Annotated in this window: 25 protein-coding genes and 1 tRNA gene; 9 read left to right on the top strand and 17 right to left on the bottom strand. The window is 64.4% G+C overall.

Translation table 11 applies throughout. The features are described 5' to 3' along the window. The first annotated feature begins 101 nt into the window (after positions 1 to 101). Both O3306_RS03715 and O3306_RS03720 read left to right on the top strand, forming a co-directional pair. Positions 102 to 707 carry a toxin-activating lysine-acyltransferase gene (locus O3306_RS03715; RefSeq protein ID WP_272003497.1) on the top strand — a complete coding sequence of 202 codons (606 nt, stop codon included), beginning with the start codon at positions 102 to 104 and terminating at the stop codon, positions 705 to 707. A 3-nt stretch (positions 708 to 710) separates the two neighbouring features. Further along, positions 711 to 1,673, top strand: coding sequence for a Hint domain-containing protein (locus O3306_RS03720; RefSeq protein ID WP_272003499.1), 963 nt, complete (start codon positions 711 to 713; stop codon positions 1,671 to 1,673). A gap of 114 nt (positions 1,674 to 1,787) precedes the next feature. On the opposite strand, the gene O3306_RS03725 is transcribed toward O3306_RS03720, so the two are convergent. From O3306_RS03725 to O3306_RS03780, 12 genes are all read right to left on the bottom strand, one after another. Then, on the bottom strand, positions 1,788 to 2,327 hold the full coding sequence (locus O3306_RS03725) for a DsbE family thiol:disulfide interchange protein (RefSeq protein WP_272003501.1): 540 nt from the start codon (positions 2,325 to 2,327) through the stop codon (positions 1,788 to 1,790). Further along, positions 2,320 to 2,478: a heme exporter protein CcmD gene (ccmD, locus tag O3306_RS03730; RefSeq protein ID WP_272003503.1), complete on the bottom strand. Its 159-nt coding sequence runs from the start codon at positions 2,476 to 2,478 to the stop codon at positions 2,320 to 2,322. Before ccmD ends, O3306_RS03725 begins: the two co-directional genes overlap by 8 nt. After that, positions 2,475 to 3,206 (bottom strand): heme ABC transporter permease, encoded by a 732-nt coding sequence (locus tag O3306_RS03735; protein WP_272003504.1) that lies wholly within the window; start codon positions 3,204 to 3,206, stop codon positions 2,475 to 2,477. Before O3306_RS03735 ends, ccmD begins: the two co-directional genes overlap by 4 nt. Positions 3,207 to 3,232: 26 nt before the next feature. Continuing rightward, complete coding sequence (gene ccmB, locus O3306_RS03740) at positions 3,233 to 3,889, bottom strand: heme exporter protein CcmB (RefSeq protein WP_272003506.1); 657 nt, start codon at positions 3,887 to 3,889, stop codon at positions 3,233 to 3,235. Beyond that, the gene (gene ccmA, locus O3306_RS03745) at positions 3,886 to 4,503 is read right to left on the bottom strand and encodes a heme ABC exporter ATP-binding protein CcmA (RefSeq protein WP_272003508.1); all 618 of its coding nucleotides are present in this window, start codon (positions 4,501 to 4,503) and stop codon (positions 3,886 to 3,888) included. Before ccmA ends, ccmB begins: the two co-directional genes overlap by 4 nt. A gap of 38 nt (positions 4,504 to 4,541) precedes the next feature. Continuing rightward, positions 4,542 to 4,895 carry an Mth938-like domain-containing protein gene (locus O3306_RS03750; RefSeq protein WP_272003511.1) on the bottom strand — a complete coding sequence of 118 codons (354 nt, stop codon included), beginning with the start codon at positions 4,893 to 4,895 and terminating at the stop codon, positions 4,542 to 4,544. 58 nt (positions 4,896 to 4,953) lie between these two features. After that, on the bottom strand, positions 4,954 to 5,706 hold the full coding sequence (locus tag O3306_RS03755) for a sulfite exporter TauE/SafE family protein (protein ID WP_272003513.1): 753 nt from the start codon (positions 5,704 to 5,706) through the stop codon (positions 4,954 to 4,956). Continuing rightward, on the bottom strand, positions 5,699 to 8,332 hold the full coding sequence (secD, locus tag O3306_RS03760) for a protein translocase subunit SecD (protein WP_272003516.1): 2,634 nt from the start codon (positions 8,330 to 8,332) through the stop codon (positions 5,699 to 5,701). Before secD ends, O3306_RS03755 begins: the two co-directional genes overlap by 8 nt. A gap of 44 nt (positions 8,333 to 8,376) precedes the next feature. Continuing rightward, positions 8,377 to 8,667 carry a preprotein translocase subunit YajC gene (gene yajC / locus O3306_RS03765; protein ID WP_272003518.1) on the bottom strand — a complete coding sequence of 97 codons (291 nt, stop codon included), beginning with the start codon at positions 8,665 to 8,667 and terminating at the stop codon, positions 8,377 to 8,379. Positions 8,668 to 8,906: 239 nt separating this feature from the next. Then, positions 8,907 to 8,993: transfer RNA gene (locus tag O3306_RS03770), tRNA-Leu, on the bottom strand. Between the two features lie 47 nt (positions 8,994 to 9,040). After that, positions 9,041 to 9,598, bottom strand: a complete 558-nt coding sequence (locus O3306_RS03775) for a tetratricopeptide repeat protein (RefSeq protein WP_272003520.1) — start codon at positions 9,596 to 9,598, stop codon at positions 9,041 to 9,043. Positions 9,599 to 9,630: 32 nt separating this feature from the next. After that, the gene (locus tag O3306_RS03780) at positions 9,631 to 10,122 is read right to left on the bottom strand and encodes an Lrp/AsnC family transcriptional regulator (protein WP_272003522.1); all 492 of its coding nucleotides are present in this window, start codon (positions 10,120 to 10,122) and stop codon (positions 9,631 to 9,633) included. A 108-nt stretch (positions 10,123 to 10,230) separates the two neighbouring features. Here O3306_RS03780 and putA point away from each other — a divergent pair, with 108 nt between their 5' ends. The 3 genes from putA to O3306_RS03795 all read left to right on the top strand — a co-directional run bounded on the left by putA (position 10,231) and on the right by O3306_RS03795 (position 14,927). Then, positions 10,231 to 13,674: a bifunctional proline dehydrogenase/L-glutamate gamma-semialdehyde dehydrogenase PutA gene (gene putA, locus O3306_RS03785; protein WP_272003525.1), complete on the top strand. Its 3,444-nt coding sequence runs from the start codon at positions 10,231 to 10,233 to the stop codon at positions 13,672 to 13,674. Positions 13,675 to 13,818: 144 nt separating this feature from the next. Then, entirely contained in the window at positions 13,819 to 14,562 is a 744-nt protein-coding gene (locus O3306_RS03790; protein WP_272003527.1) for a rhomboid family intramembrane serine protease, read from the top strand. Further along, the gene (locus O3306_RS03795; protein WP_272003530.1) at positions 14,559 to 14,927 is read left to right on the top strand and encodes a GFA family protein; all 369 of its coding nucleotides are present in this window, start codon (positions 14,559 to 14,561) and stop codon (positions 14,925 to 14,927) included. Before O3306_RS03790 ends, O3306_RS03795 begins: the two co-directional genes overlap by 4 nt. 44 nt (positions 14,928 to 14,971) lie before the next feature. On the opposite strand, the gene O3306_RS03800 is transcribed toward O3306_RS03795, so the two are convergent. Both O3306_RS03800 and O3306_RS03805 read right to left on the bottom strand, forming a co-directional pair. Then, the gene (locus tag O3306_RS03800; protein ID WP_272003532.1) at positions 14,972 to 15,760 is read right to left on the bottom strand and encodes an inositol monophosphatase family protein; all 789 of its coding nucleotides are present in this window, start codon (positions 15,758 to 15,760) and stop codon (positions 14,972 to 14,974) included. A gap of 99 nt (positions 15,761 to 15,859) precedes the next feature. Then, entirely contained in the window at positions 15,860 to 16,768 is a 909-nt protein-coding gene (locus tag O3306_RS03805; protein ID WP_272003535.1) for a LysR family transcriptional regulator, read from the bottom strand. Between the two features lie 98 nt (positions 16,769 to 16,866). On the opposite strand from O3306_RS03805, the gene metF reads away from it, so the two are divergent. Together metF and O3306_RS03815 are read left to right on the top strand one after the other, a co-directional pair. Next, positions 16,867 to 17,733: a methylenetetrahydrofolate reductase [NAD(P)H] gene (gene metF / locus O3306_RS03810; protein WP_272003538.1), complete on the top strand. Its 867-nt coding sequence runs from the start codon at positions 16,867 to 16,869 to the stop codon at positions 17,731 to 17,733. 75 nt (positions 17,734 to 17,808) lie between these two features. After that, entirely contained in the window at positions 17,809 to 18,300 is a 492-nt protein-coding gene (locus O3306_RS03815) for a PaaI family thioesterase (protein ID WP_272003541.1), read from the top strand. A 13-nt stretch (positions 18,301 to 18,313) separates the two neighbouring features. Here O3306_RS03815 and O3306_RS03820 read toward each other — a convergent pair whose 3' ends face one another. Both O3306_RS03820 and O3306_RS03825 read right to left on the bottom strand, forming a co-directional pair. Further along, positions 18,314 to 19,375, bottom strand: a complete 1,062-nt coding sequence (locus O3306_RS03820) for a DUF2235 domain-containing protein (RefSeq protein ID WP_272003544.1) — start codon at positions 19,373 to 19,375, stop codon at positions 18,314 to 18,316. A gap of 122 nt (positions 19,376 to 19,497) precedes the next feature. Continuing rightward, positions 19,498 to 20,415, bottom strand: a complete 918-nt coding sequence (locus tag O3306_RS03825) for a LysR family transcriptional regulator (protein WP_272003546.1) — start codon at positions 20,413 to 20,415, stop codon at positions 19,498 to 19,500. A gap of 106 nt (positions 20,416 to 20,521) precedes the next feature. Between O3306_RS03825 and O3306_RS03830 the strand changes: the two genes are divergently transcribed. Continuing rightward, on the top strand, positions 20,522 to 21,406 hold the full coding sequence (locus O3306_RS03830) for a phytanoyl-CoA dioxygenase family protein (RefSeq protein ID WP_272003549.1): 885 nt from the start codon (positions 20,522 to 20,524) through the stop codon (positions 21,404 to 21,406). A gap of 13 nt (positions 21,407 to 21,419) precedes the next feature. After that, positions 21,420 to 22,028, top strand: coding sequence for an HD domain-containing protein (locus tag O3306_RS03835; protein ID WP_272003551.1), 609 nt, complete (start codon positions 21,420 to 21,422; stop codon positions 22,026 to 22,028). A gap of 26 nt (positions 22,029 to 22,054) precedes the next feature. On the opposite strand, the gene O3306_RS03840 is transcribed toward O3306_RS03835, so the two are convergent. Then, the gene (locus O3306_RS03840) at positions 22,055 to 23,023 is read right to left on the bottom strand and encodes a zinc transporter ZntB (RefSeq protein ID WP_272003554.1); all 969 of its coding nucleotides are present in this window, start codon (positions 23,021 to 23,023) and stop codon (positions 22,055 to 22,057) included. Positions 23,024 to 23,139: the final 116 nt, after the last annotated feature.

The following is a 23,139-nucleotide window of genomic DNA, read 5'->3' on the forward strand; positions in this document are numbered from 1 at the left end:
GCCAGCACGCGCCATAAATGGCGTGGCGCGCGCTGGCTCTCTCTTCGCACAAGAGCCGGGATCAGCATAAGACAAGCATATGACCGTTTGAACAGAGAGACATGACGCAAGCGGCAAGCTTCGATCAGGACACTTTCATCAAGGCGTCGATGCGACACCTCGCGACGCTTGATCACGCACGTCCGGGCCCCGATCAACCCGCAGGGTCCTTTCCCGACGACTGGTTCGATCTGCCGCAATCCGCGCTCGCCGATCTGGGCGCGATGACCTATCTTCTCAGCCTCAGCCGATACCACGCCACGATGGCTCTGCCTGCGGCGACCGCACATCTGGAGGTCGCGCTACGGCTCGGGCAATACCGAATCTTCCGCTCGCGCGGCTATCCGCGTGGCTTCGTGACCTGGGCCGGGCTTTCGGACGGGGCCGAGCGGCGTTTTGCGCTCCGCCACGAACCGTTGATGCCGCGCCACTGGAATAGCGGGCAGTCAAAATGGATGATCGATTTCGTCGCCCCCTTCGGGCACACCCGCGACATTCTAAAGGTTCTGGCCAATACACCGAACGAAACCCGCCTGCGCACCTTGTGGCACAACGCCAAGGGCACGCGCTATCGCATCATCGAATGGACCCGCCCGGCGGCTGACATGCCGATCACCGTGCGGTCCTACGGCGTGGGCCAGTTCGCCCGCCACCTGGACGAAGGCTGACCGATGGGAGCCCCGACAATAGGTGGTCAGACGACCGGCGCCGTGACCGAGAATTCAGGCATCGTGATCTCGGGCGATCTCGACGACGTCGGCTTCGGGACCGGCAACAACGACGATACATGGTCGATTTCCAGCGCCGCCGGCTACGGCACCGCCACCATCAACCCCACGACCGGCACCTGGAGCTATGACCTCGATGACAGCAATCCCGTGGTCCATGCGCTCGACCCCAGCGATACGCTCATCGATACCTTCACCGTGCGCATGCTTGATGCCGATGGCCGTTTCGACACCCAAGACATCACGATTACCATCACGGGCGCGGTCTGCTTCACCAACGGCACGTTGATCGACACCGCACAGGGGCCGCGCCCTGTCGAAAGCCTGCGCATCGGTGATCGCATCCGCACGCTGGATGATGGCCTGCAGCCGCTGCGCTGGATCGGGCGGCTGGATGTGGACGCCGATGCACAGCGCAGCAATGCCCGTCTGCGCCCCGCCCAAATCGCCGCCGGCGCGCTTGGGTCCGGCCTGCCGCGGCGCGACCTGCTCGTATCACGTCAGCACCGGATGCTGGTCTCCGGACCGGCGGCGGCCATGGCTTTTGACAGCGCAGAAGTTCTGATCCCCGCGATCAAGCTGGTGGGGTTGCGCGGCATCACCATTGATCGCACAGCGCGGCCGATCGCCTATTACCACCTGCTGCTTGATGCCCATCACATCGTCTTTGCCGAAGGCGCCCCGTCAGAAAGCCTGCTGCCCGCAGCGCAGGCGATGGAGATGCTGCCCGCCACGGCGCGCGCCGAGGTGGCCGCGATCCTCGCCAGCGATGACAGCGCAATGCGTTACGAACCCGCCCGGACAATCGCACGGGGCGGTGGCCGCTACCGGCGGTTCCGCGACCGCATGCAGCGCGAGGACCTGCCGCTGATCGCGCCCCAGACGGTGCCGGAACCCGCAGCCTGACCGCCCTGCCCCGCCCGACAAGCCATCATGTGAGCAACGCGCACGATGGTTAAAAACTGACATGAAATATGGCGCTGGCCGTGGATAACATCACGGTTTCAGGCAGGTCTACTGTCAGCGCCCCAGCGCCTTTTCCAGCTCTGGACGAAAGCGCTGCTCATAATCGCTGCCCACCAGCGGCCCGATGAATTTATAAAGCACCGTGCCGTCACCACCGATGATGAACGTCTCTGGCGGGGCCGTCACACCCCAATTGATCGCGGCGCGGCCCTTCGGATCAAATCCGATGCCGATAAACGGATCACCCGAATCGTCCAGGTAGCTGTTGGCCTGATCGGCATCGTCCTTGAAGTTGATCCCCGCCACGCGCACGCCCTCTTCGTTCAGTGCGTGCAGATTGGGATGTTCGGCGCGGCAGGGCGGGCACCAACTGGCCCAGAAATTGACCACCGTGACCTCACCATCGCGCAGCATGGCGTCGGTCAGCTCGGCGCGCCCCTCAAGGGCGGTGGTTGGCACCTCCGGCGCAGGCTTGCCGATAAAGACGGACGGCAACGCGTCCGGGTCGCCGCGCTGCATGCCGACGAAAAACAGCGCCGCAAGCCCGGCAAAGAGCAACGGCGGCGCGATCATCAATGGTGAAATCCTAGCCATCTTTGCGGCTCCGTTTCTCGACATCGCTCAGTTGCGCCTTGATCCGCCGTGCCCGCGCAATACTGAGCCACGCCAGCACCGCCAGCAACCCGATGGAAACGACATAAGAGCCGAGCACCGCAAAGGCGTATTTTCCCAGTTCCGGCATCATTCCATCCGCTCCCGCGCCAGCAGCGCGCGCATCCGCCGCGCACGGATCTCGCTCTGGGTCCGCAGCAGGACCAAGGCCACAAACAGCAGGATAAACCCCGCGATGCTCAACAGCAGCGGATGGTAAAACACGTCCGCCACGTTCTCTTCCTTGTCGAGGCTCAGCGAAGCCGGTTGATGCAGCCCCTGGTTCCAGAAATTCACCGCATAACGGCTGAGCACCGCAAAGACCGATCCCACGAGGCACAGCACGCTGGTCAGGTCCGCTGCGGTATCATCGTCCTCGATGGCCTCCCACAGCGCGATATATCCCAGATAGAACAGGAACAGGATCAGGAAGGACGTCAGGCGCGGGTCCCAGACCCACCACGTGCCCCAGATCGGCTGCCCCCAAAGCGCACCGGTCGCCAGCGCGATAACCGTCATCACCGCCCCCACCGGGGCGGCGGCCCGCGCCGCAAGTGCGCTGACATGGTGCCGCCGCACGATCCAGATCAGCGACGCGACCAGCATCATCAGCCAGGCGTTGATCGCCATCAGGGCCGCCGGGACGTGCAGGAAGATGATCTTGACGCTGGCCCCCTGCCGCGCCTCTTCGGGCGTGTACCAGAAGCCCCAGACAAGCCCCGTGACCAGCGTGATCAACGCCAGCCCCGTGACCCACGGTAGCAGCCGGTCAGAAGTTTCGATGAACTTCCTCGGATTGGCGTATTCCCAGAGCGAACGCATGGCCGGGTCTGGTCCTTCCTTGTGTCTCAGCGAAGATTTACCCTTAGTACCGCAGCCGAAGCGAAGGGCAAGAGCGCGATTGTGCCGCAGGTGATCCCTGCCAGCATTATCAACGGTGTGGCATATCCCAGCCCTTCAGCGCCGCGCCGCGCCGCCTCGGCCCCGAAGATCAGCACCGGCACGTAAAGCGGCAGCACCAGCAGGCTCAGCAACAGCCCGCCACGCTTGATCCCCACTGTCAGCGCCGCGCCGAACGTGCCGATCACGCTCAGCGCGGGCGTGCCCAGCAGTAACGACAAGGTGAGCGGCAGATAACCCGATGCGGGCAGGTTCAGCAGCACCCCCAGTACCGGCGCGGCCAATACCAGCGGCAGCCCGGTGGTCAGCCAATGCGCCAGCGCCTTGATGCTCACCAGCCCCTCCATCGGCAAGGGCGCAGTCGCCAGCAGATCCAGCGATCCGTCCTCCCAATCCAGCGCAAGAATTCGGTCCAGCGACAGCAGGCACGCCAGCAACGCCCCCAACCACAGGATGCCCGGCGCGATGCTGGCATGCAGCTCCGGGCGCGGGCCGACCCCGAAGGGCACCAGCGTCACGACGATCAGGAAAAACGCAAGCCCGAGGCCAAAGCCTCCCCCTGCGCGCACCCCGAGCCGCAGATCCCGCATCAGCAGCGCAATCACAGGAACGCCCCGTCAAAATCGGTCAGCGTCTGCGGCTTGGCGCGAAACGGTGTCACGTCCAGCACATCGGCCTCGTCCAGCCCGAGATGAATATGCGTGGCAATCAGCGCCGAACCACCTGCCACCAGATGATCGCGCACAACCCCGGCAAACAGTGCCGTCGCATGCATGTCCAGCGAAACGGTGGGTTCGTCCAGCAACCAGGTTTCGCGCCCCGTCACCAGCAGCCGTGCCAGCCCCAGCCGCCGCTTCTGCCCGGCCGACAACACGCCCGCCGGGCGATCTGCCAGCGGGCCCAGCTCGAACGCCGTCAGCGCGTGCGAAATGCTTCTGCGGCCAAACACCCGCGCCCAGAAAATCAGGTTCTCCGCCACGCTCAGCGTCGGTTTGATCCCGTCCGCGTGACCGGCATAGACGATCGTATCGCGATCCGCCTCGATCCGCCCGCTCACCGGCGCTTGCAGCCCTGCAACCGTGCGCAACAGCGTTGTCTTGCCCGCTCCGTTCGGCCCGCGCAGGATCAGCGCCTCACCCGCATCGAGTGCAAAGCTGACATCCTCCAGAACAGCAATGCCGCCGCGGGCAATGGTCAGATCGTGAACGCTGAGTGTCATGTGACGGGCTTAGTCCATATGTGGCCGTGGCAGAGGGTTCAGACCGGCAACAATGCGGCCGCCACACGCCGCCCTTCGGATAATAGCACATTGAATGTCCGGCAGGCAGCAGGCGAATTCATCGTTTCGACACCAAGCCCCGCCTCTTCCAGCACGGCCCGCAGGGCGGCCGGAATATGCGCGATCTCTGCCCCCGTCCCCAGAAACAGCACGTCGATCTCGTCCAGCAGATCCAGCAGCGGCTGGATGTCGTCCAACCCGCCCCAGCCGCGCGCGCCGGTTTGCGTCACGCAGACGGGACCGTGAAACACCTTGCCGCCCACCCGGAAGAATCCCGGCCCATAGCCGTCGATCGGCGTGGCCTGGGGGAATGAAATCTCGTGCATCTGCATAGCGCTCTCCCGTCACGTTTCAGCATATTGGCGCGCATCGCCGATACGGCGCGCCGTTTCAACTCCAGACCGGCATGCCGCTGACCACCGCCAGCCCGATCACCGTAAAGGCTGCATAACGATAGAGCCGCTCGCGCGTCGGATCAAACAGCGCCTGCCCGATCATCGTGGTAACGAAATAGGGTATCGCCAGCAGCCCCGCCAGCCAGACCAGCTGCCAGCCAGCAAAGCCGCGCAACAGCAGATTGGCAACGATAACCACATCCAGCGCCGCCAGAAACAGGATCGTGTTGGCCCGAACCGACTGCGCCGCCGCTCTGCCTGCAAGGTAAAACAGAATCACCGCCGGGCCGGTCAGCCCGGTCATCCCGCCAATGACACCCGCAACCGCCCCGATGCCCAACAGCCCCGGCAATCTGACCTTGCCCGAGAAGCGCCAGCCCGAAACCAGTGCGATCAGTGTCCCGCCTGCAATTCCTGTCACCACCCAGCGCACGGTCAGCGCATCGAGCCGGTCCATGATGAACAAACCCAGCGGCACCATCGGCAATGCCGCCAGCACCAACAAGCTGACTTCACGCCGGTCGGCCTGCCCCCAGGCGCGCGGCAGCAGGGCCGCGGTACTGGCGAGCCCGGTCAGCGTGATCACCGCCACCACATGGGCCGGCGGCAGGAACAGCCCGGCAACAGGAACAAAGATCAGCGCCGTGCCAAACCCGGTGAACCCGCGCACGATACCCGCCGCCGCAATCGTCGCAACCAGCCACCAGAACCCCGGCAGATCCAGCGCGGCGCTCAGTACGTCAGGCATCCACGTTGGCGAACTGGTTGCCGGTGTTGGCGTCCGGCTTGGACCAGTCGCGCTTGACGCCCAGCCACAGCAGGACCGTCGAAGCCACGAAGACCGAACTGTAGGTCCCCACGATCACGCCCCAGATCATCGCAAAGACAAAGCCCCGGATCACATCCCCGCCCAGAATGTAGAGCGCGACCAGTGCCAACAACGTGGTCACCGAGGTCATGATCGTCCGGCTCAGCGTCTCGTTGATCGACAGGTTCAGCACTTCGCTGAACTCCATCTTCTTGTATTTTCGCAGGTTCTCGCGCACCCGGTCGAACACGACCACCGTATCGTTCAGCGAATAGCCCACGATGGTCAGAAGCGCTGCGATGATCGTCAGGTCAAACTGGATCTGCACCTCGGAAAAGACCCCGATGGTCAGAACCACGTCATGGACAAGCGCAACCACGGCCCCCACGGCGAACTGCCATTCAAAGCGCAGCCAGATATAGATCAGCACCGCGCCGATCGCGAGGATGACGGCAATGGCCGCCGTGGTAATCAGTTCGCCCGACACTTTCGGCCCGACGCTCTCGACAGAGGTGAACTTGATATCGCTCACCGCGCCCTGCAATGCCGCTTCGACCTGCGCGATCACCTCTGGGCTGACCGCTTCCTGCTCATCCTGGGCCTGGATGCGGATCATGGCGACGTTCTCATCGTCACCGAAGGTGGGATCGAACACTTCGGTGATCGTCACATCCCCCAACCCCAGCGGCGTGATGGCGTCGCGGTACTGGCCGATATCAACCGATTGCGTGCTCTCGGTACGAATCGTCGTGCCACCTTTGAAGTCGATCCCGAAATTCAGACCCTGCGTGCCGAACGAACCGATAGCAGCGACGATCAGGACAGCCGACAGCCCCAGCGACAGCTTCCAACGGCGGAAGAAATCCCATTTGGTCTCATCCGGCACCAGCCGCAGCGCACGGCCCTGAAGCACGGTTTTCGGGCGCTTGCGGGCAAACCACATCACCGCGATCAGGCGGGTGACGTAAATCGCGGTAAAGACCGAGGTCAGAATACCCAGACCCAGCGTGATGGCAAAGCCGCGCACCGGGCCAGAACCCATGGCAAAGAGAATCAGCGCCGTGATGAACGTGGTGATGTTGGCATCCGTGATGGCGCTCAGCGCCTTCTCGTAGCCCAGCTCGATCGCCCGCGCCGGGCCCTTGGCGGTCCGCATCTCTTCGCGGATACGCTCGAACACCAGCACATTGGCATCGACGGCCATCCCGATGGTCAGCACGATCCCCGCGATGCCCGGCAATGTCAGCGTCGCACCGATCAGGCTGAGCAGGCCAAAGATCAGGCCGACGTTGATGATCAGGGCAATATTCGCGAAAATCCCGAAAATGCCGTAGCTGAGAAACATGTAAACCAGCACCAGCACAAAGGCGACGATACAGGCCAGTTCCCCGGCTTCGATACTGTCAGCGCCCAATTCCGGGCCGATCGTGCGCTCTTCGAGGAATTCCAGCCCCGCAGGCAATGCGCCCGCGCGCAGCAGAACCGCCAGGTTGGTGCTTTCCTCGACCGAGAAATTGCCGGTGATGATGCCCGATCCGCCGGGGATGTGGCTCTGGATCACTGGCGCGCTGATCACCTCGTCGTCCAGCACGATGGCAAACGGATTGCCGATATTCTCGGCGGTGTAATCGCCAAAGCTGCGCGCGCCCGTCGGGTTGAAGCGGAACGACACCGCAGGCCGCCCGTTCTGGTCGAAATCGGGCTGCGCATCCACCAGGTCCTCGCCGGTCACGACCGGTGCGGCCTCCAGGATGTAGTAAACGCCCTCATCGTCCAGCGACGGCAGCAATTCATTGCCCGGTCCGGGGCGTTCGTCCTTGTTCGAGGTCCGGCTGACCACCGGCTGAAAGGTCAGCTGCGCGGTGGTGCCGATGATTTCCTTCAGCTCTGCCGCGCTGCCGATGCCCGGCACCTGGATCAGGATTCGGTCCGACCCCTGCCGCTGGATCGTCGGCTCGCGCGTGCCAACCTCGTCGATACGCCGCCGGATGATCTCCAGCGCCTGCCGCACGGTGCGTTCGTCGGTGGCGCGTTTTTCCGCCTCGCTCAGGCGCACCACGATGCTGTCGCCGCGTGTCGTAACTTCGATATCGTTGGCCCCTGCCCCGGCCAGCGTCGCCACGGGGCGCGCCAAACTGCGCACCAGCGTTGCGGCCTCGGCGACCTGTTCGGGCCGCTCGTTGAGCCGCACCACCAGTTCGTCACCTTCTGTCGGTTGCAGGCGGATGGTGCCCACACGGTCACGCTCGTCGCGCAACAGGTCGCGCACTTGCGGCCACATGCCTTCGATCCGGGCGCGATAGACCTCTTCGACCTTCACTTCTGCCAGCAGATGCGCGCCGCCGCGCAGATCGAGCCCCAGATTCACCAGCCCAGATGGCATCCAGCTGGGCCAGAGCGCCAGATCGTCGGCCACCTCTGCCGGGTCCACGCCCGCCTCTACAGCAGCAAGGGCATCATTATGAGTCTCGACCCGCGAATAGAAACCATTGGGCAGGGCCAGCAGCAGGCCAAGGGCCACCAGCCCCCAGATGCAGAGACGTTTCCACAGGTCGATCTGGAGCATTGTGATGCCTTTTCAGCGTAACGGACAGGTTTGGGGGAGGAGGATCAGCCCTCGGCTGGCTCGGTCTTGGACAGAACCTGCGCGATGGTGGACTTGATCACCCGAATCTTCACCCCGGTAGCCACTTCGACCTCGATTTCGTCGTCATCCTTGACCTTGGCCACCTTGCCGATGATCCCGCCCTGGGTCACCACCTGATCGCCGCGCCGCAGGGCCTCAACCATGGCCTTGTGGAGCTTCAGTTTCTTCTGCTGAGGCCGGATCAGCAGGAGATACATGATCCCGAAGATCAGGATCAGAGGGACAAATTGCGCCAATGCGTTGCCGCCTTCCATAGGGTGTTCCTTCGTGTACGGCGGGGGCTTCCCGCAATTTTTGGGGAACCTATGGTCCAGCGGGCAGTTTTGCAAGACGCGAAAGGTGTGAGAACGCCCTCGCAGCCAAGCCGGCAGTTGCACATGCCCGACGCCGCACTCTCTCCCGGCACTGCCCGCATCGGCACAACACCGCACGACGCATGAATCACCCGTTCATTCAGGGCGCCAGCAGTCTCCGGGTTACCAAGGGTAGCTTCTGGTACGGACGGTGGGATTCGAACCCACACGGGGACAAGCCCCAACAGATTTTAAGTCTGGTATGTCTACCATTCCATCACGTCCGCATCTGGCGCGACAATAGCCAACGCAGGACGCGTGTAAACCCACGCGGTTACAGTTCCTGCTCCATCGCCTCCAGCACGGGCAGCAGGCTGCGCTCGCCCAGCCATGGGTTCATTTCCAGCGCGGCACGCAGCGCCAGCGCCGCTTCGCCAGTGCGCTGCAACCGCATCAACGTCAGCGCCAGACCGGTCCGCGCCGCCACATGCTGCGGCACAAGGGTGATCGCGCGTTCCAGATCGGGCAGCGCCTCTGCGTATTCCTCGCGCAGGAAATGCGCGAAAGCCCGCTGATTGTACCCTTCGGCATAGTCCGGGCAATAATCCACCAGCGCATGAAACGCCTTGAGCGCACCGGCAAAATCATAGGCTTCGCGCCGCTCCATCCCGGTATCCAGCAATTCCTGCGCATATTGGTCAGGTGCGACGGTCCAGTATTCCCACATCGCGTTCGAGATTTCGCGCCCCGCCTGTTGATCCGGTGCCGCCTGCGCCGCCGCGATCAACGCCTCCAGCGCCTGGCTATTGTCGGGCGCTTCGGGACAAGTATCGGCCAGCACCGGCAGCGCGGTGCCAACGCCCAGGATCAGACTGAGGAGCAAATGTCGCATACCCACAGATAATGGCGCGCCGCGCGCCCGCGTCAAATCACGATTGCCCGGCCCATATCCATCAGGCTGCTTTCCTTGACCGCCTGCATCGCCACATAGGTCGACGTGCCCGCCACAAACGGCAAGGTCGAGATATGTTCCGCGAGCACCCGGCGATAATCCGTCATGCTCTGGGTGCGCACCTTGAGAAGATAATCGAAATTGCCCGCGATCATATGCGCCTGCTCGATCTCGGGCGTGCGCGCCACCGCCGCATTGAACGCCGCCAGCGCCGCCTCGCGGGTATCGGTCAGCCGCACTTCGACGAAACTGACATAATCCAGCCCCAGCAGGATCGGGTCGATCAGCGCGCGATACCCGGTAATCACCCCCGCTTTTTCCAGCCGCCGCAACCGCGCCTGCGTGGGGGATTTCGACAGGCCGATCTCGCGCGCCAGATCGGTGATGCTGATCCGACCGTCCCCCGTCAGAACCCGCAGAATCTCGCGGTCGAACCGGTCCAGAGAAATCTGCTCACTTTGCATCGTTTAGGCTCCATTTTTCAGTCTATTTTCCTTCTAATCCAGATCTATCAGGAAAAACAACTTATGTATCTATGGTAACTAGGTTCAATTCACCTTGGAGTGTCCGAAATGCCAAACCATACTGACCTGCGCCGCGCCATTGATCTGGGCACCTATGCCGACGAGGCTGAAACGATTGAACGGCTGACCGCCACGGCCGCCCTCAGCAAGGAGGATCGCGCCCGCATCAGCGCCCGCGGGGCCAATCTGGTCCGCGATATTCGCGCCGCGTCCGATCCCGGCCTGATGGAAGTGTTTCTGGCCGAATACGGCCTGTCTACGGATGAAGGCATCGCGCTGATGTGTCTGGCCGAGGCGCTGCTGCGCGTGCCCGACGCCGAAACCATCGACGCGCTGATCGAGGACAAGATCGCCCCCAGCGACTGGGGCAAGCATATGGGCCGCTCCACCTCGTCGCTGGTCAACGCCTCGACATGGGCGCTGATGCTGACCGGCAAGGTCCTGAAAGAAGACAAGAAAGGCCCCGTTGCCCATCTGCGCGGCGCGGTCAAACGCCTGGGAGAGCCGGTCATCCGCACCGCCGTCGCCCGCGCGATGAAGGAAATGGGCCGCCAGTTCGTGCTGGGCGAGGACATCCAAGCCGCCATGAAACGCGCCGCCGGGATGGAAAAAAAGGGTTACACCTACTCCTACGACATGCTGGGCGAAGCCGCGCGCACCGACCGCGACGCGACCCGCTATCACCTCAGTTATTCGCGCGCGATTTCCGCCATCGCGCAGGCCTGCACCCATGACGAGATCGCCAAGAACCCCGGCATCTCGGTCAAGCTGTCGGCGCTGCACGCCCGCTACGAGGTCGCCCAGCGCGAACAGGTCATGGACGTGCTGGTGCCACGGCTGCGCTCGCTCGCCCTGCTGGCGAAATCAGCGGGCATGGGTCTCAATATCGACGCCGAAGAGGCCGACCGCCTTGCCCTGTCGCTCGACGTGATCGAAACCGTGCTGAGCGAACCCGCTCTGGCCGGCTGGGACGGGTTCGGCGTCGTCGTGCAGGCTTACGGCCAGCGCGCCGGCGCAGCGCTTGATTTTCTCTATGATTTGGCACAGCGGCACGACCGCAAGATCATGGTGCGGCTGGTCAAGGGCGCCTATTGGGACACCGAGATCAAGCAGGCCCAGGTCGAAGGTATCGACGGTTTCCCGGTCTTCACCAATAAGGCCGCGACCGATGTCAGCTATATCGCCAACGCGCGCAAGCTGCTGTCGATGACCGATCGGATCTATCCGCAATTCGCCACCCATAACGCCCACACCGTTGCCGCCATCCTCGACATGGCAAGCCACCTGCCCGACGCCAAGTCGAAATTCGAATTCCAGCGCCTGCACGGCATGGGCGAGGCGCTGCACAATATCGTGCTGCAGGCCGAAGGCACCCGCTGCCGCATCTACGCGCCCGTAGGCGCCCATCGCGACCTCTTGGCCTATCTGGTGCGCCGCCTGCTGGAAAACGGCGCCAACTCCAGCTTCGTCAACCAGATCGTCGACGAAGACGTGCCACCAGAAGAAGTCGCGCGCGATCCCTTTGAAGTGCTGGCCGAGGCCAAGACCACCCTGCCCACCGGGCCGGAACTGTTCCTGCCCGAGCGCATCAATTCCAAGGGCTTCGACCTCAAGCACCAGCCCACCCTCGACATGATCGAAGCGGCCCGCGCGCCCTTCGCCACACATCAGTGGAAGGCCGTGCCGCTTCTGGCGGGCAAGGCCAAGCCGAACAAGGCGCAGCCCGTGACCAACCCCGCCGATCCTGCCGACAGCCCCGGCACCGTCCGCACCGCCAGCGCCGCCGATATCGAAACCGCGCTGGCCAGTGCCCGGCCGTGGGATGCCAGCCCGGCAGAGCGCAAGGCCGTGCTGAACCGCATCTCCGACCTCTACGAGGAAAAGTTCGGCGAATTATTCGCGATCCTCGCCCGCGAGGCTGGCAAGAGCCAGATGGACGCCGTGGCCGAACTCCGCGAAGCGGTGGATTTCCTACGCTACTACGGGGCCAACGCCCCCACCACCCCGCCGGTGGGTGTCTTTACCTGCATCTCGCCTTGGAACTTCCCGCTGGCCATCTTCACCGGCCAGATCGCGGCGGCACTGGCCGCTGGCAACGCCGTGTTGTCGAAACCGGCCGAGCAGACGCCCATCATGGCGCATTTCGCGATCTCGCTGATGCACGAGGCCGGTGTGCCCAAGACCGCGCTGCAACTGCTGCCCGGCGGTGGCGATGTCGGCGCCGCGCTGACCTCGGATGCGCGTGTCGGTGGCGTGGCCTTTACCGGGTCAACCGCCACGGCGATGAAAATCCGCCGCGTCATGGCCGAGAACCTCGCCCCCGGCGCACCGCTGATCGCGGAAACCGGCGGCATGAACGCGATGATCGTCGACAGCACCGCACTGCCCGAACAGGCCGTGCAGGCCATCGTCGAGAGCGCCTTCCAGTCCGCTGGCCAACGCTGTTCGGCGCTGCGCTGCCTCTATGTGCAGGAAGATATCGCCGAAGACTTCATCAAGATGCTCAAGGGCGCGATGGATACCTTGGTGGTCGGTCTGCCCTGGGATCTCAGCACCGATTGCGGCCCCGTGATCGACGAGACCGCCCGCAAGGGGATCGCCGACCACATCCAGACCGCGCGCGCCGAAGGCCGCCTGATGCACGAGTTGAAAACCCCCAATTCCGGCACCTACATCGCGCCCACGCTGCTGCGCGTGAACAGCATTGCGGACATGAAGCGCGAGATTTTCGGCCCCGTGCTGCACCTCACCACGTTCGGCGCGACCGAACTGGACAAGGTGATCGACGCGATCAACGCCACCGGCTACGGGCTGACCTTCGGCCTGATGACCCGGATCGACGACCGCGTGCAATACGTGACCGAGCGGGTGCAGGCGGGCAACCTCTATGTCAACCGCAACCAGATCGGCGCCATCGTTGGCTCCCAGCCCTTCGGCGGCGAGGGCCTGTCGGGCACCGGGCCCAAGGCAGGCGGGCCAAACTACCTGACCCGCTTTACCGCGCGGCCCGCACCGCAGGCGACGGGCGAATGGTCACGCGCCATGCCCCAGCGCGACGTGCAACAGGCGCTGGACAAGACCAGCACCGCCCCGGAAACCCCGCGCGCCGCACTGGTGCTGCCCGGCCCCACGGGTGAATCGAACCGGCTGACCACGCATCACCGCGCACCGCTGCTGTGCATGGGGCCGGGCGCGGACACCGCCAAGGCACAGGCCAAGGCCGTTACCGATCTGGGCGGGGTCGCGACCATCGCAACCGGTCACGTGGAGCCTGCGACACTGACATCGCTCACGGGCCTGTCTGGTGCAATCTGGTGGGGCGACGCGGAAACCGCCCGCGCTTACGCCCTGGCGCTCAGCGAACGCAGCGGGCCGATCCTGCCGCTGATCACCGGCGCACCCGACACCGGCCACGCGCTGCACGAACGCCATGTCTGCGTCGATACGACTGCCGCAGGCGGCAACGCCGCCCTGCTGGGTGGGGCTGCCTGAGCACCTGCGGGCGCAGGCCAAGCAAGGCGATTTGCAATTGATTCGACTTGCGGTCGAGATGCAAAACGCCCACGACTCTGCACAGGGGGAGCACCTTGATCGCTCCCCCTTTGTCAGACGAACCGCAAAAGGCAGTGCCGCCCCATGTTCCCGATCCGCGACCATAACCCTTCGGGGCGCACGCCCTACGTGACTTACGCGCTGGTCGCGATCAACATTCTGGTTTTCATTTCCTACTGGCCGCTTTTCGATGATCCCCGCGCGCTCAACGCCTTTTTCCGGTCCTGGGCGATGCACCCGGTGGAAATCAGCAATGGCCGGGAATACCACAGCCTCGTCACCTCGATGTTCCTGCATGGCGGCTGGATGCATCTGGCGGGTAACATGCTGTTTCTGTACATTTTCGGCGACAATCTGGAGGACGAGATGGGCCATCTGGGCTATCTCGGATTCTATCTCGCCGCAGGCGTCGCCGCGTCCCTGTCCGAAGTGGTCATGGCCCCGCTGTCGGGCATCCCTACGGTCGGCGCGTCCGGGGCCATCGCCGGGGTGATGGGGGGCTATCTGCTGCTCTTTCCCAAGGCCAAGGTCGATATCCTGATCATCATCGTGTTCATCTTCCGGATCCTGCCGATCCCCGCGTGGATGGTGCTCAGCGCCTGGCTTACGATGCAGATTTTCGGCGGTTTCGGTGCCACGCCGGGCGAAGGTGGCGTGGCCTATTGGGCACATGCGGGCGGCTTTGTCGCCGGGATCATCCTGACCCTGCCGGTGTTTTTCCGCCTGGGCGGCCCGCGCTTCTGGGCACGGACCCACGGACAGCCGCCACATGCCGAGGCACGCTATCAACTGGTCCGCTCGCGCATCCCCAAAGTGAGACGTAGATGACTGACCCGATCAAGGCCACCTGCCATTGCGGTGGCGTCGAATTGCGTGTACGGCTTTCGGACGGGCTGAACACCGCGCGGCGCTGCGATTGCAGCTATTGCGCGCGGCGCGGTGCGGCGGCCGTCACGGCACCCCTAGACGGGGTCGAGGTGGTGAAAGGCGCAGACCTGCTCACCGAATACCGCTGGGGCACGCAGACCGCGCGGCATTTCTTCTGCTCAGTCTGCGGTATCTACACGCATCACCAGCGCCGCTCGAACCCTAATGAATACGGTGTGAACCTCGCCGCGCTTGCCGGGGTGAACCCGCGCGATCTGGGCGATATTCCCTGGACCGATGGCGTCAATCACCCTTCAGATCGCTAACACCTCAAGCCCTCGCTAGTCGGCCCAACCGGGCGCAAGCGCGCTCAGGCGTCCCGGATGACTTTTGCGAACTTGTCAAAGATCGGCCCGTTGGCGCAGATCAGCGCGCCACTTTCCAGCATGTCCTCGCCGGGTGTCAGCGGCTCGATCAGCCCACCCGCTTCGCGCACGATCACGATCCCCGCCGCGATGTCCCAAGGATTCAGGCGTCGCTCCCAGAACCCGTCATAGCGCCCGGCCGCCACATAGGCCATGTCGAGCGCCGCAGCCCCCCAGCGACGCACACCGGCACAGGCCGGCATCAGCCGCGCCAGATCCTGCAACGTCAGCGGCAGGTCACGCCGTCCGCCGAATGGCAGGCCGGTGGCAAAGATGCTCTCGATCATCTTGTCGCGTCCCGACACCCGCAGGCGGCTTTCGTTCATCCAGGCGCCCTCGCCCTTCTCGGCATAGAACAGCTCGTCCTTGGAGGCGTCATAGATCACCCCCGAGACGATCTGCCCCTTATGCTCCAGCGCGATGCTGACCGCCCAATGCGGCAGGCCGTGCAGGAAATTGGTCGTGCCGTCCAGCGGATCGACGATCCAGCGGCGCGTCGGGTCCTTGCCCGGCTCTTCGCCACCCTCTTCGGCGATCCAGCCATAGGTCGGGCGCGCGTTCATCAGTTCGGACTTGATGATCTGCTCGGCATTGATGTCGGCGCGGCTGACGAAATCGCCGGCGCCCTTCATGCTGACCTGCAGGTTTTCGACCTCGCGAAAATCCTTTGCCAAAGCGCGGCCCGCCTTGCGGGCGGCCTTCATCATCACATTCAGATTTGCACTTACTGCCATGACGCGACTCCGCTTGGTTAAGAGCGCGGCTATAGAACGGCCCGCCGTCCCGCGCAAGGAGAACCCGATATTTCGCGGCCTTCTCGCCCGCCACCCGGATCAGGGCCGGCGTTGCAACCGCACTGGTATCTCGCGCGCCAGCCGCAGCAGATGCGCCATGTAGGGCTTTTGCGCGTCGTCGTCCCGGATCGCCGCATAAAGCCGTTTGGTCAGCCCGCCCCTCGTGACCGGCAGCGTCACATAGTCGCCATGGGTACGCTGCTCGCGCACCACCCAATCAGGCAGCACCGCAACACCGCGATTCGAAGCCACCAGCAACAGGATCACCGCCGTCAGTTCCACCTGCCGGATCGCCGCAGGCTCCACCTTGGCCGGGGTCAGCAATTCGGTGAACACGTCCAGCCGCGAGCGATCCACCGGGTAGGTGATCAAGGTCTCGCCGCGAAAATCCTCGGCCTCCACGAAAGCCTTTTGCGCCAGCGGATGCGCCGAGGAGGCCAGAAAGACCGGCTCGTAATCAAACAGCGGCTTGAAACTGATCCCCGGCAGGGTTTCGGGATCGGACGATACCACCAGGTCGACCTCTTCCTTTTGCAGCGCGGGCAGCGCGTCAAAGGCCAGCCCCGGCCGAATATCCACATCCACATCGCCCCAATTCCGACGAAACTGCTCCAGCACCGGAAACAGCCATTCAAAGCAGGCATGGCACTCGATGGCGATATGCATCCGCCCCGCGCTGCCGTCGCGCACTCCGCTGAACTCGGCTTCCAGCGCCTCGATCTCGGGCAGGACTTTCTCGGCCAGGCGCAACAAGCGATGCCCCGCCGCCGACAGTTTCATCGGCTTCGAGCGCCGCACGAAGAGCTGCACCCCCGCCTGATCCTCCAACCCCTTGATCTGATGGCTCAGCGCCGACTGGGTCATGTGCAGCAACTCTGCCGCACGCGCCAACCCGCCCGCCTGATGGATCGCCCGGATCGTGCGCAGATGGCGGAACTCGATATGCATTACTCGGTCATCCTCATAATCTTTGTGAATATTATGAATTTGCCTCTAGTACACTTTGAGCGGACAAGGAGACAAGCCTTCACCATAGGATTTGCCCCATGACCGCCCCATCCGTCTCTTTTGAATTCTTTCCACCCAAGTCGCTCGAGGCATCGTTCCGCCTGTGGGACACGGTTCAGACCCTGGCACCGCTGGCCCCGCGTTTCGTGTCGGTCACCTACGGCGCGGGGGGCACCACCCGCGCGCTGACCCGCGACGCCGTGGGCACACTGCACCAGTCGTCCGGCCTCAACGTTGCCGCGCACCTGACCTGCGTCGATGCCACAAAGGCCGAGACGATGGCGATTGCCGATGACTTCGCCGCCGCCGGCGTGCGAGAGATCGTGGCCCTGCGCGGCGACCCGCCCAAGGGTGCCGCCAATTTCGAGCCCCACCCCGAAGGTTTCGCCGACAGCTGCGCGCTGATCGAGGCACTGGCCAGCCGTGGCGATTTCAAGATCCGCGTCGGCGCCTATCCCGAACCGCACCCCGAAGCGACCAGCGATCAGGCCGACGTTGACTGGCTCAAGCGCAAGTTCGACGCCGGCGCAGACGAGGCCATCACGCAGTTCTTCTTCGAGGCAGACACGTTCCTGCGCTTCCGCGACCGCTGCGCCAAGGCGGGTATCACCAAACCCATCCTGCCCGGCATCCTGCCGATCGAGAACTGGCAATCCACCCGCCGCTTCGCCACCGCCTGCGGCGCCAGCATCCCCGGTTGGCTCGACAGCGCCTTCAGCACCGCCGAGCGTGACGACCGCTGCGAATTGCTGGCCACGGCCGTCGCGACAGAGCTGTGCAGCAAGCTGATCGACGAAGGCGTCGAGCACCTGCATTTCTACACGCTCAACCGTCCCGAACTGACGCGCGACATCTGCCACGCCCTCGGCGTCACCCCACGGGTGGACCTGCGCCACGTTGCATGATTTCGGCCCGGAATAGCGCCACCCGAGAGCTTTCGGGGGCTGGCTCCCGGCCCGCCCCTGTGCCAAAAACGCCGGATGACCAGTACGCCCCATATTGCCCATTCGCTTGACGAACTGCCCGATTTCGACGCCCTGCTGTCGCGCTCTGGCCTTGAATTCATGCAAGACATCCTTGCCGGAACGCTCTCTGGCCCACCCATCGGCGCAACGCTCGGCTTTGCCCTCAGCAGCGTGGAAAAAGGGCGCGTCAGCTTCGAGGGCGCTGCGCAATTTGCCGCCACGAACCCGATGCGCGGCGTGCATGGCGGCTGGTACGGGGCGCTTCTGGACAGTTGCATGAGCTGCGCGGTGATGACCTGCGTGCCGCGCGGCCATTTCTACACGACGCTGGAATACAAGGTGAACCTGACCCGCGCCCTGCCGTTGGACACGCCTGTGATCGCCGAAGGCGTGGTCAGCCACGCGGGCCGCTCCACCGCCGTTGCCAGCGGAGAAATACGCGGCCGCGACGATGGCCGCCTCTATGCCACCGGCTCGACCACCTGCATGATCATGCAAGCCACCTGACCGCCTGCCCCACTCAGTGCGATGGCACCGCTGCGGCCAGCGACCGGTCGCGTGCGGCGACGCTCTCGTGCACCTGCTCGGACGGGTCCGCGCCCACAACCCTCCGCTTGCGCAAGACGAACAGCTTCCCCCAGCCGCGCCATGTGCCGACCGAAGGCGCGTCCGGATCCCAGGGAAACCGCGCCTGCCAGCCCTCCGGCAGGTCCAGCCCGGCCTTCTCTGCCTGCTCCAGCATCCAGACCAGCGGGATGTTCGACAAGCCGCGCGCGGCTTCGAACCCGCCCAATTGCCCGCCGATATCGCCATGCGCGCCGCGAAACCACATCTGCGTCACCTGCGCATGTGGCGCATTGCGGCTGTCCCACAGCACTGGCTCGAAGGCGCTCCGCGTCTCATCCAGAGCCAGCGCGTGATATCCGCGCAGCACCGACGCGCCCAGCGCGGTCGAGTGAAAGTCATGATGCCGCTCGGTCAGCCGCCACAGCAGCGGCAGGCGCAGGCCCAGCGCCTTGACCGTATCCCAGACCCCCACCATCGCGATCGGTGTCGCCTCGTGGCAATAGGCCCGCCGGAATGCGGCCACCGTTTCGTCGGACGCGGTGCGCTCGTAATGACGGTACGCCGTCCGGATGTTGCGTTCGGTCGCATGTTCGGCCCGCAGCAGCCCCACCATGTCGATCGCCCCCGCCAGCGAACGCACCGCATAAGCACCGCGCGAATATCCCAGCAGGATGATCCGGTCGCCGGGCCGATAGCGGCTGGCCAGATAGCCATAGGCGCGCCGGATCTGTCGGTTGATGCCGCGTCCCAGCATCACCCCCGGCGTCGACCGCCAATCCTGCCATTGCAGCCCCGCCTCGTAATAGACCGACAGGCCCGGCCCGCTGCGCTCCATGATCAGCTTGTAAGCCAACCCGGCATTGCTCTCGCAGCCGGGCTCCAGCGTCGACATGGTCCCGTCAAGGATCAGCACATGCGTAACCTCGCCACGCGCCCGCGCCTGCACGCTCTGGCCGCGGCGCAGCCCCGGCAGGAAAACCCCGGCGATGGTTCTGGCCCAGCGGCGCCAGCTCATGTCATTGCCTTTCGTCTCTATCCGTCATCCCGTCGCGGCGAAGCAGTTCGCAACCGGCCACACACAGCACTCGACCTCTATGCACCTAAAATGTAAAGTTTTTACTGAGCATCGCAACGTCGCTACACGCTATCGTCATCTCCGGTCAGAACGGGCGGGGCCATCGCCGCGCTGCGCGCCTGCAGCCAGCCGCGAAACGCCCGCCCCTCGGGCCGCAGCGCCGCGCTGTCCGGGCAGATCAGGTGATAGGCCTCGCGCCCCGGCACGCAAACGCCCTCCAGACACGGCACCAGCCCGGCCTCGGCCTGCGCCACATCGCTGGCCGGGCTACGCGCCAGCGCGATCCCCACACCCTGCCGCGCCAGGGCCATCGCCATCAGCGTATTGTCCACCATGACGGGGCGCGCGCCGCTCGGCGGCACGGCCAGCGCTTCCAGCACATAGGGCCAACCGGCCCGATGCGTGCCCACCTCGATCAGCGGATACTCCGTGAGGTCCGCCGCCCGGCCGATCGCCTGCGCGATATCGGCGCGCGCCACCGGGTAGAGCACTTCGCCCATCAATCGCTCTGCATCGCCGCCAAACGGTGTCGGATCGCCAAAGACGATCTGCATGTCGCTGTAGCTGTGTTGATATTCCGCCGTCTGGTTGGCCGTGCTCAGCACCAGCGCCACATCGCCATGCGCCGCCGCAAATTCACCATAGCCGGGCGCAAGAATCCCATGGGCAAAGATCAGCGTGGACTGAACATAAAGCGGCCGGGTCTGCGCCGCGCCAAAGATCCCCTCGGTCGCGCCTGCAAGCGCTTGCAGCGCGTGCTGAACCCCCGGCATATAGGCCCGCCCCCGATCCGTCAGGGTCACGCCATGGGCCTGCCGCGTGAACAGCGCCGCCCCCAGTCGATCCTCCAGCGCGCGCACCTGCTGACTCACTGCGGCGGCGGACATGTTCAGCTCTGCCGCCGCGCGCGCAAAGCTCTCTTGCCGCGCCGCCGCCTCGAAGACGCGCAGCCAATTGAGCGGAGGAAGCGAGATTACCATGCACCCGAGGCTAAGAAAAGCTTAGCCTCAGTGTCCAGCGATATCGTGCTTTGCCCCCGAAAATCTGCGCTATCTTGCGAAAAATACCTCGATTGGCGGATTTCCCATGCTCGACACCAAAGCCCCCACCGAAACCACGCTGACTCAGGCTCAGATCGAACAATACTGGCGTGATGGCTATCTCTACCCGCTGCCCGCGCTGGACGCGGCAGAGGCCGCCGCCGCAAGGGCCGAGCTGGAGATGCTTGAGCGTGACTGGCTGGCCGCCGATCTGCCGCAACCGCTGAACACCTATAAACGCGTGAACGCCCATTGCGTGACCCGGCTCGCGGCGCGGCTGGCGCAGCATCCGCGCATCCTTGATCAGGTCGAAGGCATCCTCGGCCCGAACCTGATGATCTGGTCCGCCGAGTTCTTCATCAAGGAACCACGCAGCGCCCATACCGTCGGCATGCATCAGGACCTGACCTATTGGGGCATGGGCGAAACCTCGGATCAGGTCACGGCATGGATCGCGCTGTCGCCCGCGACGGTCCAGAGCGGCTGCATGGATTTCGTCGCCGGCAGCCACCGCAACCCGATCCTGCCGCATACCGACACGTTTTCTGACACCAACCTGCTGAGCCGGGGCCAGGAGGTGGCCGTCGACGTCCCCGAGGCGGACAAGACCCATATCGAACTGGCACCGGGCCAGATGTCGCTGCATCACGGGCTGACAATCCACGGCTCCGGTCCGAACAGGTCGGACGACCGCCGCATCGGCTTTGCCATCCGCTATCTCAATCCCGATGCCAGACAACAGGTGGCGGATCGCGATTATGCGATGCTGGCGCGCGGCGTCGACATGTCCGGCGGCTTCATCCACTTCATGCCACCCACGCGCGACTTTTCCCCGGCCGCGCTGGCGCTTTACGAGCAAATTCGCGCAGATCAGGCCAAGGCGCTTGCAAAGGGGGCTGAAAATGCCGTTCCTATGTACAACCAAACTTAAGGAGCCACGAGATATGGAGCATGTCAAATTCACCCAGATGAAAGACGGCACCAAGGAAGACTATGAATTCCTGACCGCGCACGAGATTGACCACACCAAACACACCGCGCACCGGCTGCTCAAGGCTCTGGTCGAACTGGATAAAGGGTTCTCGGGATACCAGATCACGCGACTGGGCCATTCGGTGCAATCCGCCACGCGCGCCTGGCGCGACGGCGCGGATACCGATTGGGTGGTGGCCGCACTCCTGCACGACATTGGCGACATTTACGCGCCCTACAATCACGATGAATACGCCGCCACGATCCTCAAACCCTTCGTGCGCGAGCAATGCACATGGGTTGTGGCCACCCATGGCGATTTCCAGATGCTCTATTACGGGCATCACCTCGAAGGGTTCGACCAAAACAAACGCGAGCGCCACCGCGGGCACGCTTATTTCGACGATTGCGCTGAATTTTGCGAGCGCTGGGATCAGGCCAGCTTTGACCCGAACTATGAAAGCCTGCCGCTGGAGTTTTTCGCCCCCATGGTCGAAGAGGTCTTTGCGCGCCCGGCCTATGACCCGGATGTGATCCGCCCCGGCACACGCGTACCGCTGACCGGCACGCCCCGGTCCTGAGGACGCCCTCGGGCGGCGCGCAGCCCTTAGCGCCGCCCCAGGAACCCGACACGCCTGAAGATCCAGACCAGCCCAAGGCCGATCACCACCAGACCTGCGGTCACGATCCAGAAGGCGCGCTCGTCATCGGCCCCCGGCATTCCGCCCACGTTGATGCCCAGCAGGCCGGTAAACAGGCCCAGCGGCAGAAAGATCGCTGCCACCACCGACAAGAGCAGCATCTGCCGGTTCATCTGCTCGGCGCGGCTGTCCATCATGTGTTCATGCACCACCTGCGCGCGGTCGCGGATCGCGTCCAGCTCCTCGGCCAGCCGCGTCACCCGCTCGGTCGCCTCGCGCAGGCTGCTGCGCTCGGCCCGGCCGACCCAGGGCAGATCCTCGATCTCCAGCGTGCTGAGCGCGTCGCGTTGCGGAAACATGTAGCGGCGCAACACGATCGACACGCGCCGGATATCGGTCAATGCCCTGCGCAACGGCATGCCATGGCCTTCCGACACGTCTTCTTCCAGATCATCGATCCGTTCGTTCAGCTCCGCCACCACCGGTTCGGCCCTGTCGGCCAGCCGCAGGGCAAGCCGCGCGATCATGTCCGCAGGGCCAAGCGGCGCCTTGCCTGCCTCGCTGCGTTCGCGCAGATCACCCAGCGCCTGCACCTCGCGGCGCGTCACCGTAACGATCTGCCTTGCCCCGGCCCAGATGCGCAGGCTGACCATATCCTCGGGCTGCGCGCCGGGGTTGAGGTTCACCCCGCGCAGGTTCAATAGCACCGTCTCGTCCAGAACAGTGCAGCGCGGTCGCGTCTCCTCGGCCATCAACGCCGCCTCGACCGCGGCACTGCCGCCCAATGCCGTCAGCCAATCCGATGGGGCGCCCGCTGCCTGCATCACATGCACCCAGAGAAATCCCCCCTCGGGCGGCGCGGGCATCGGGCCGTCCGGGTCGAGGGCCACTGCCCCGCCCGCACCGTCCAGCATCAATGCATATCTCTCGGTCATCGGCCCGCCCCTTGCTACCTCTGCGCCAGTAAAGCACCGCCCGCAAAATGCACAACACTTCTCTGACACGCCACATCGGCCCCGTACCGCGCATGACGCACCCCTCCGAATTTCCC

The sequence above is a fragment of the Roseovarius sp. ZX-A-9 genome, from assembly GCF_028369135.1.
Classification (GTDB): Bacteria; Pseudomonadota; Alphaproteobacteria; order Rhodobacterales; family Rhodobacteraceae; genus Roseovarius.

Excerpts from the sequence above, each read along its gene's own strand:
- O3306_RS03715 (WP_272003497.1), top strand. The coding sequence starts at position 102 with ATGACGCAAGCGGCAAGCTTCGATCAGGACACTTTCATCAAGGCGTCG.
- O3306_RS03720 (WP_272003499.1), top strand. The coding sequence starts at position 711 with ATGGGAGCCCCGACAATAGGTGGTCAGACGACCGGCGCCGTGACCGAG.
- O3306_RS03725 (WP_272003501.1), bottom strand. The coding sequence starts at position 2,327 with ATGGCTAGGATTTCACCATTGATGATCGCGCCGCCGTTGCTCTTTGCC.
- ccmD (WP_272003503.1), bottom strand. The coding sequence starts at position 2,478 with ATGATGCCGGAACTGGGAAAATACGCCTTTGCGGTGCTCGGCTCTTAT.
- O3306_RS03735 (WP_272003504.1), bottom strand. The coding sequence starts at position 3,206 with ATGCGTTCGCTCTGGGAATACGCCAATCCGAGGAAGTTCATCGAAACT.
- ccmA (WP_272003508.1), bottom strand. The coding sequence starts at position 4,503 with ATGACACTCAGCGTTCACGATCTGACCATTGCCCGCGGCGGCATTGCT.
- O3306_RS03750 (WP_272003511.1), bottom strand. The coding sequence starts at position 4,895 with ATGCAGATGCACGAGATTTCATTCCCCCAGGCCACGCCGATCGACGGC.
- O3306_RS03755 (WP_272003513.1), bottom strand. The coding sequence starts at position 5,706 with ATGCCTGACGTACTGAGCGCCGCGCTGGATCTGCCGGGGTTCTGGTGG.
- secD (WP_272003516.1), bottom strand. The coding sequence starts at position 8,332 with ATGCTCCAGATCGACCTGTGGAAACGTCTCTGCATCTGGGGGCTGGTG.
- yajC (WP_272003518.1), bottom strand. The coding sequence starts at position 8,667 with ATGGAAGGCGGCAACGCATTGGCGCAATTTGTCCCTCTGATCCTGATC.
- O3306_RS03775 (WP_272003520.1), bottom strand. The coding sequence starts at position 9,598 with ATGCGACATTTGCTCCTCAGTCTGATCCTGGGCGTTGGCACCGCGCTG.
- O3306_RS03780 (WP_272003522.1), bottom strand. The coding sequence starts at position 10,122 with ATGCAAAGTGAGCAGATTTCTCTGGACCGGTTCGACCGCGAGATTCTG.
- putA (WP_272003525.1), top strand. The coding sequence starts at position 10,231 with ATGCCAAACCATACTGACCTGCGCCGCGCCATTGATCTGGGCACCTAT.
- O3306_RS03790 (WP_272003527.1), top strand. The coding sequence starts at position 13,819 with ATGTTCCCGATCCGCGACCATAACCCTTCGGGGCGCACGCCCTACGTG.
- O3306_RS03795 (WP_272003530.1), top strand. The coding sequence starts at position 14,559 with ATGACTGACCCGATCAAGGCCACCTGCCATTGCGGTGGCGTCGAATTG.
- O3306_RS03800 (WP_272003532.1), bottom strand. The coding sequence starts at position 15,760 with ATGGCAGTAAGTGCAAATCTGAATGTGATGATGAAGGCCGCCCGCAAG.
- O3306_RS03805 (WP_272003535.1), bottom strand. The coding sequence starts at position 16,768 with ATGCATATCGAGTTCCGCCATCTGCGCACGATCCGGGCGATCCATCAG.
- metF (WP_272003538.1), top strand. The coding sequence starts at position 16,867 with ATGACCGCCCCATCCGTCTCTTTTGAATTCTTTCCACCCAAGTCGCTC.
- O3306_RS03815 (WP_272003541.1), top strand. The coding sequence starts at position 17,809 with ATGACCAGTACGCCCCATATTGCCCATTCGCTTGACGAACTGCCCGAT.
- O3306_RS03820 (WP_272003544.1), bottom strand. The coding sequence starts at position 19,375 with ATGAGCTGGCGCCGCTGGGCCAGAACCATCGCCGGGGTTTTCCTGCCG.
- O3306_RS03825 (WP_272003546.1), bottom strand. The coding sequence starts at position 20,415 with ATGGTAATCTCGCTTCCTCCGCTCAATTGGCTGCGCGTCTTCGAGGCG.
- O3306_RS03830 (WP_272003549.1), top strand. The coding sequence starts at position 20,522 with ATGCTCGACACCAAAGCCCCCACCGAAACCACGCTGACTCAGGCTCAG.
- O3306_RS03835 (WP_272003551.1), top strand. The coding sequence starts at position 21,420 with ATGGAGCATGTCAAATTCACCCAGATGAAAGACGGCACCAAGGAAGAC.
- O3306_RS03840 (WP_272003554.1), bottom strand. The coding sequence starts at position 23,023 with ATGACCGAGAGATATGCATTGATGCTGGACGGTGCGGGCGGGGCAGTG.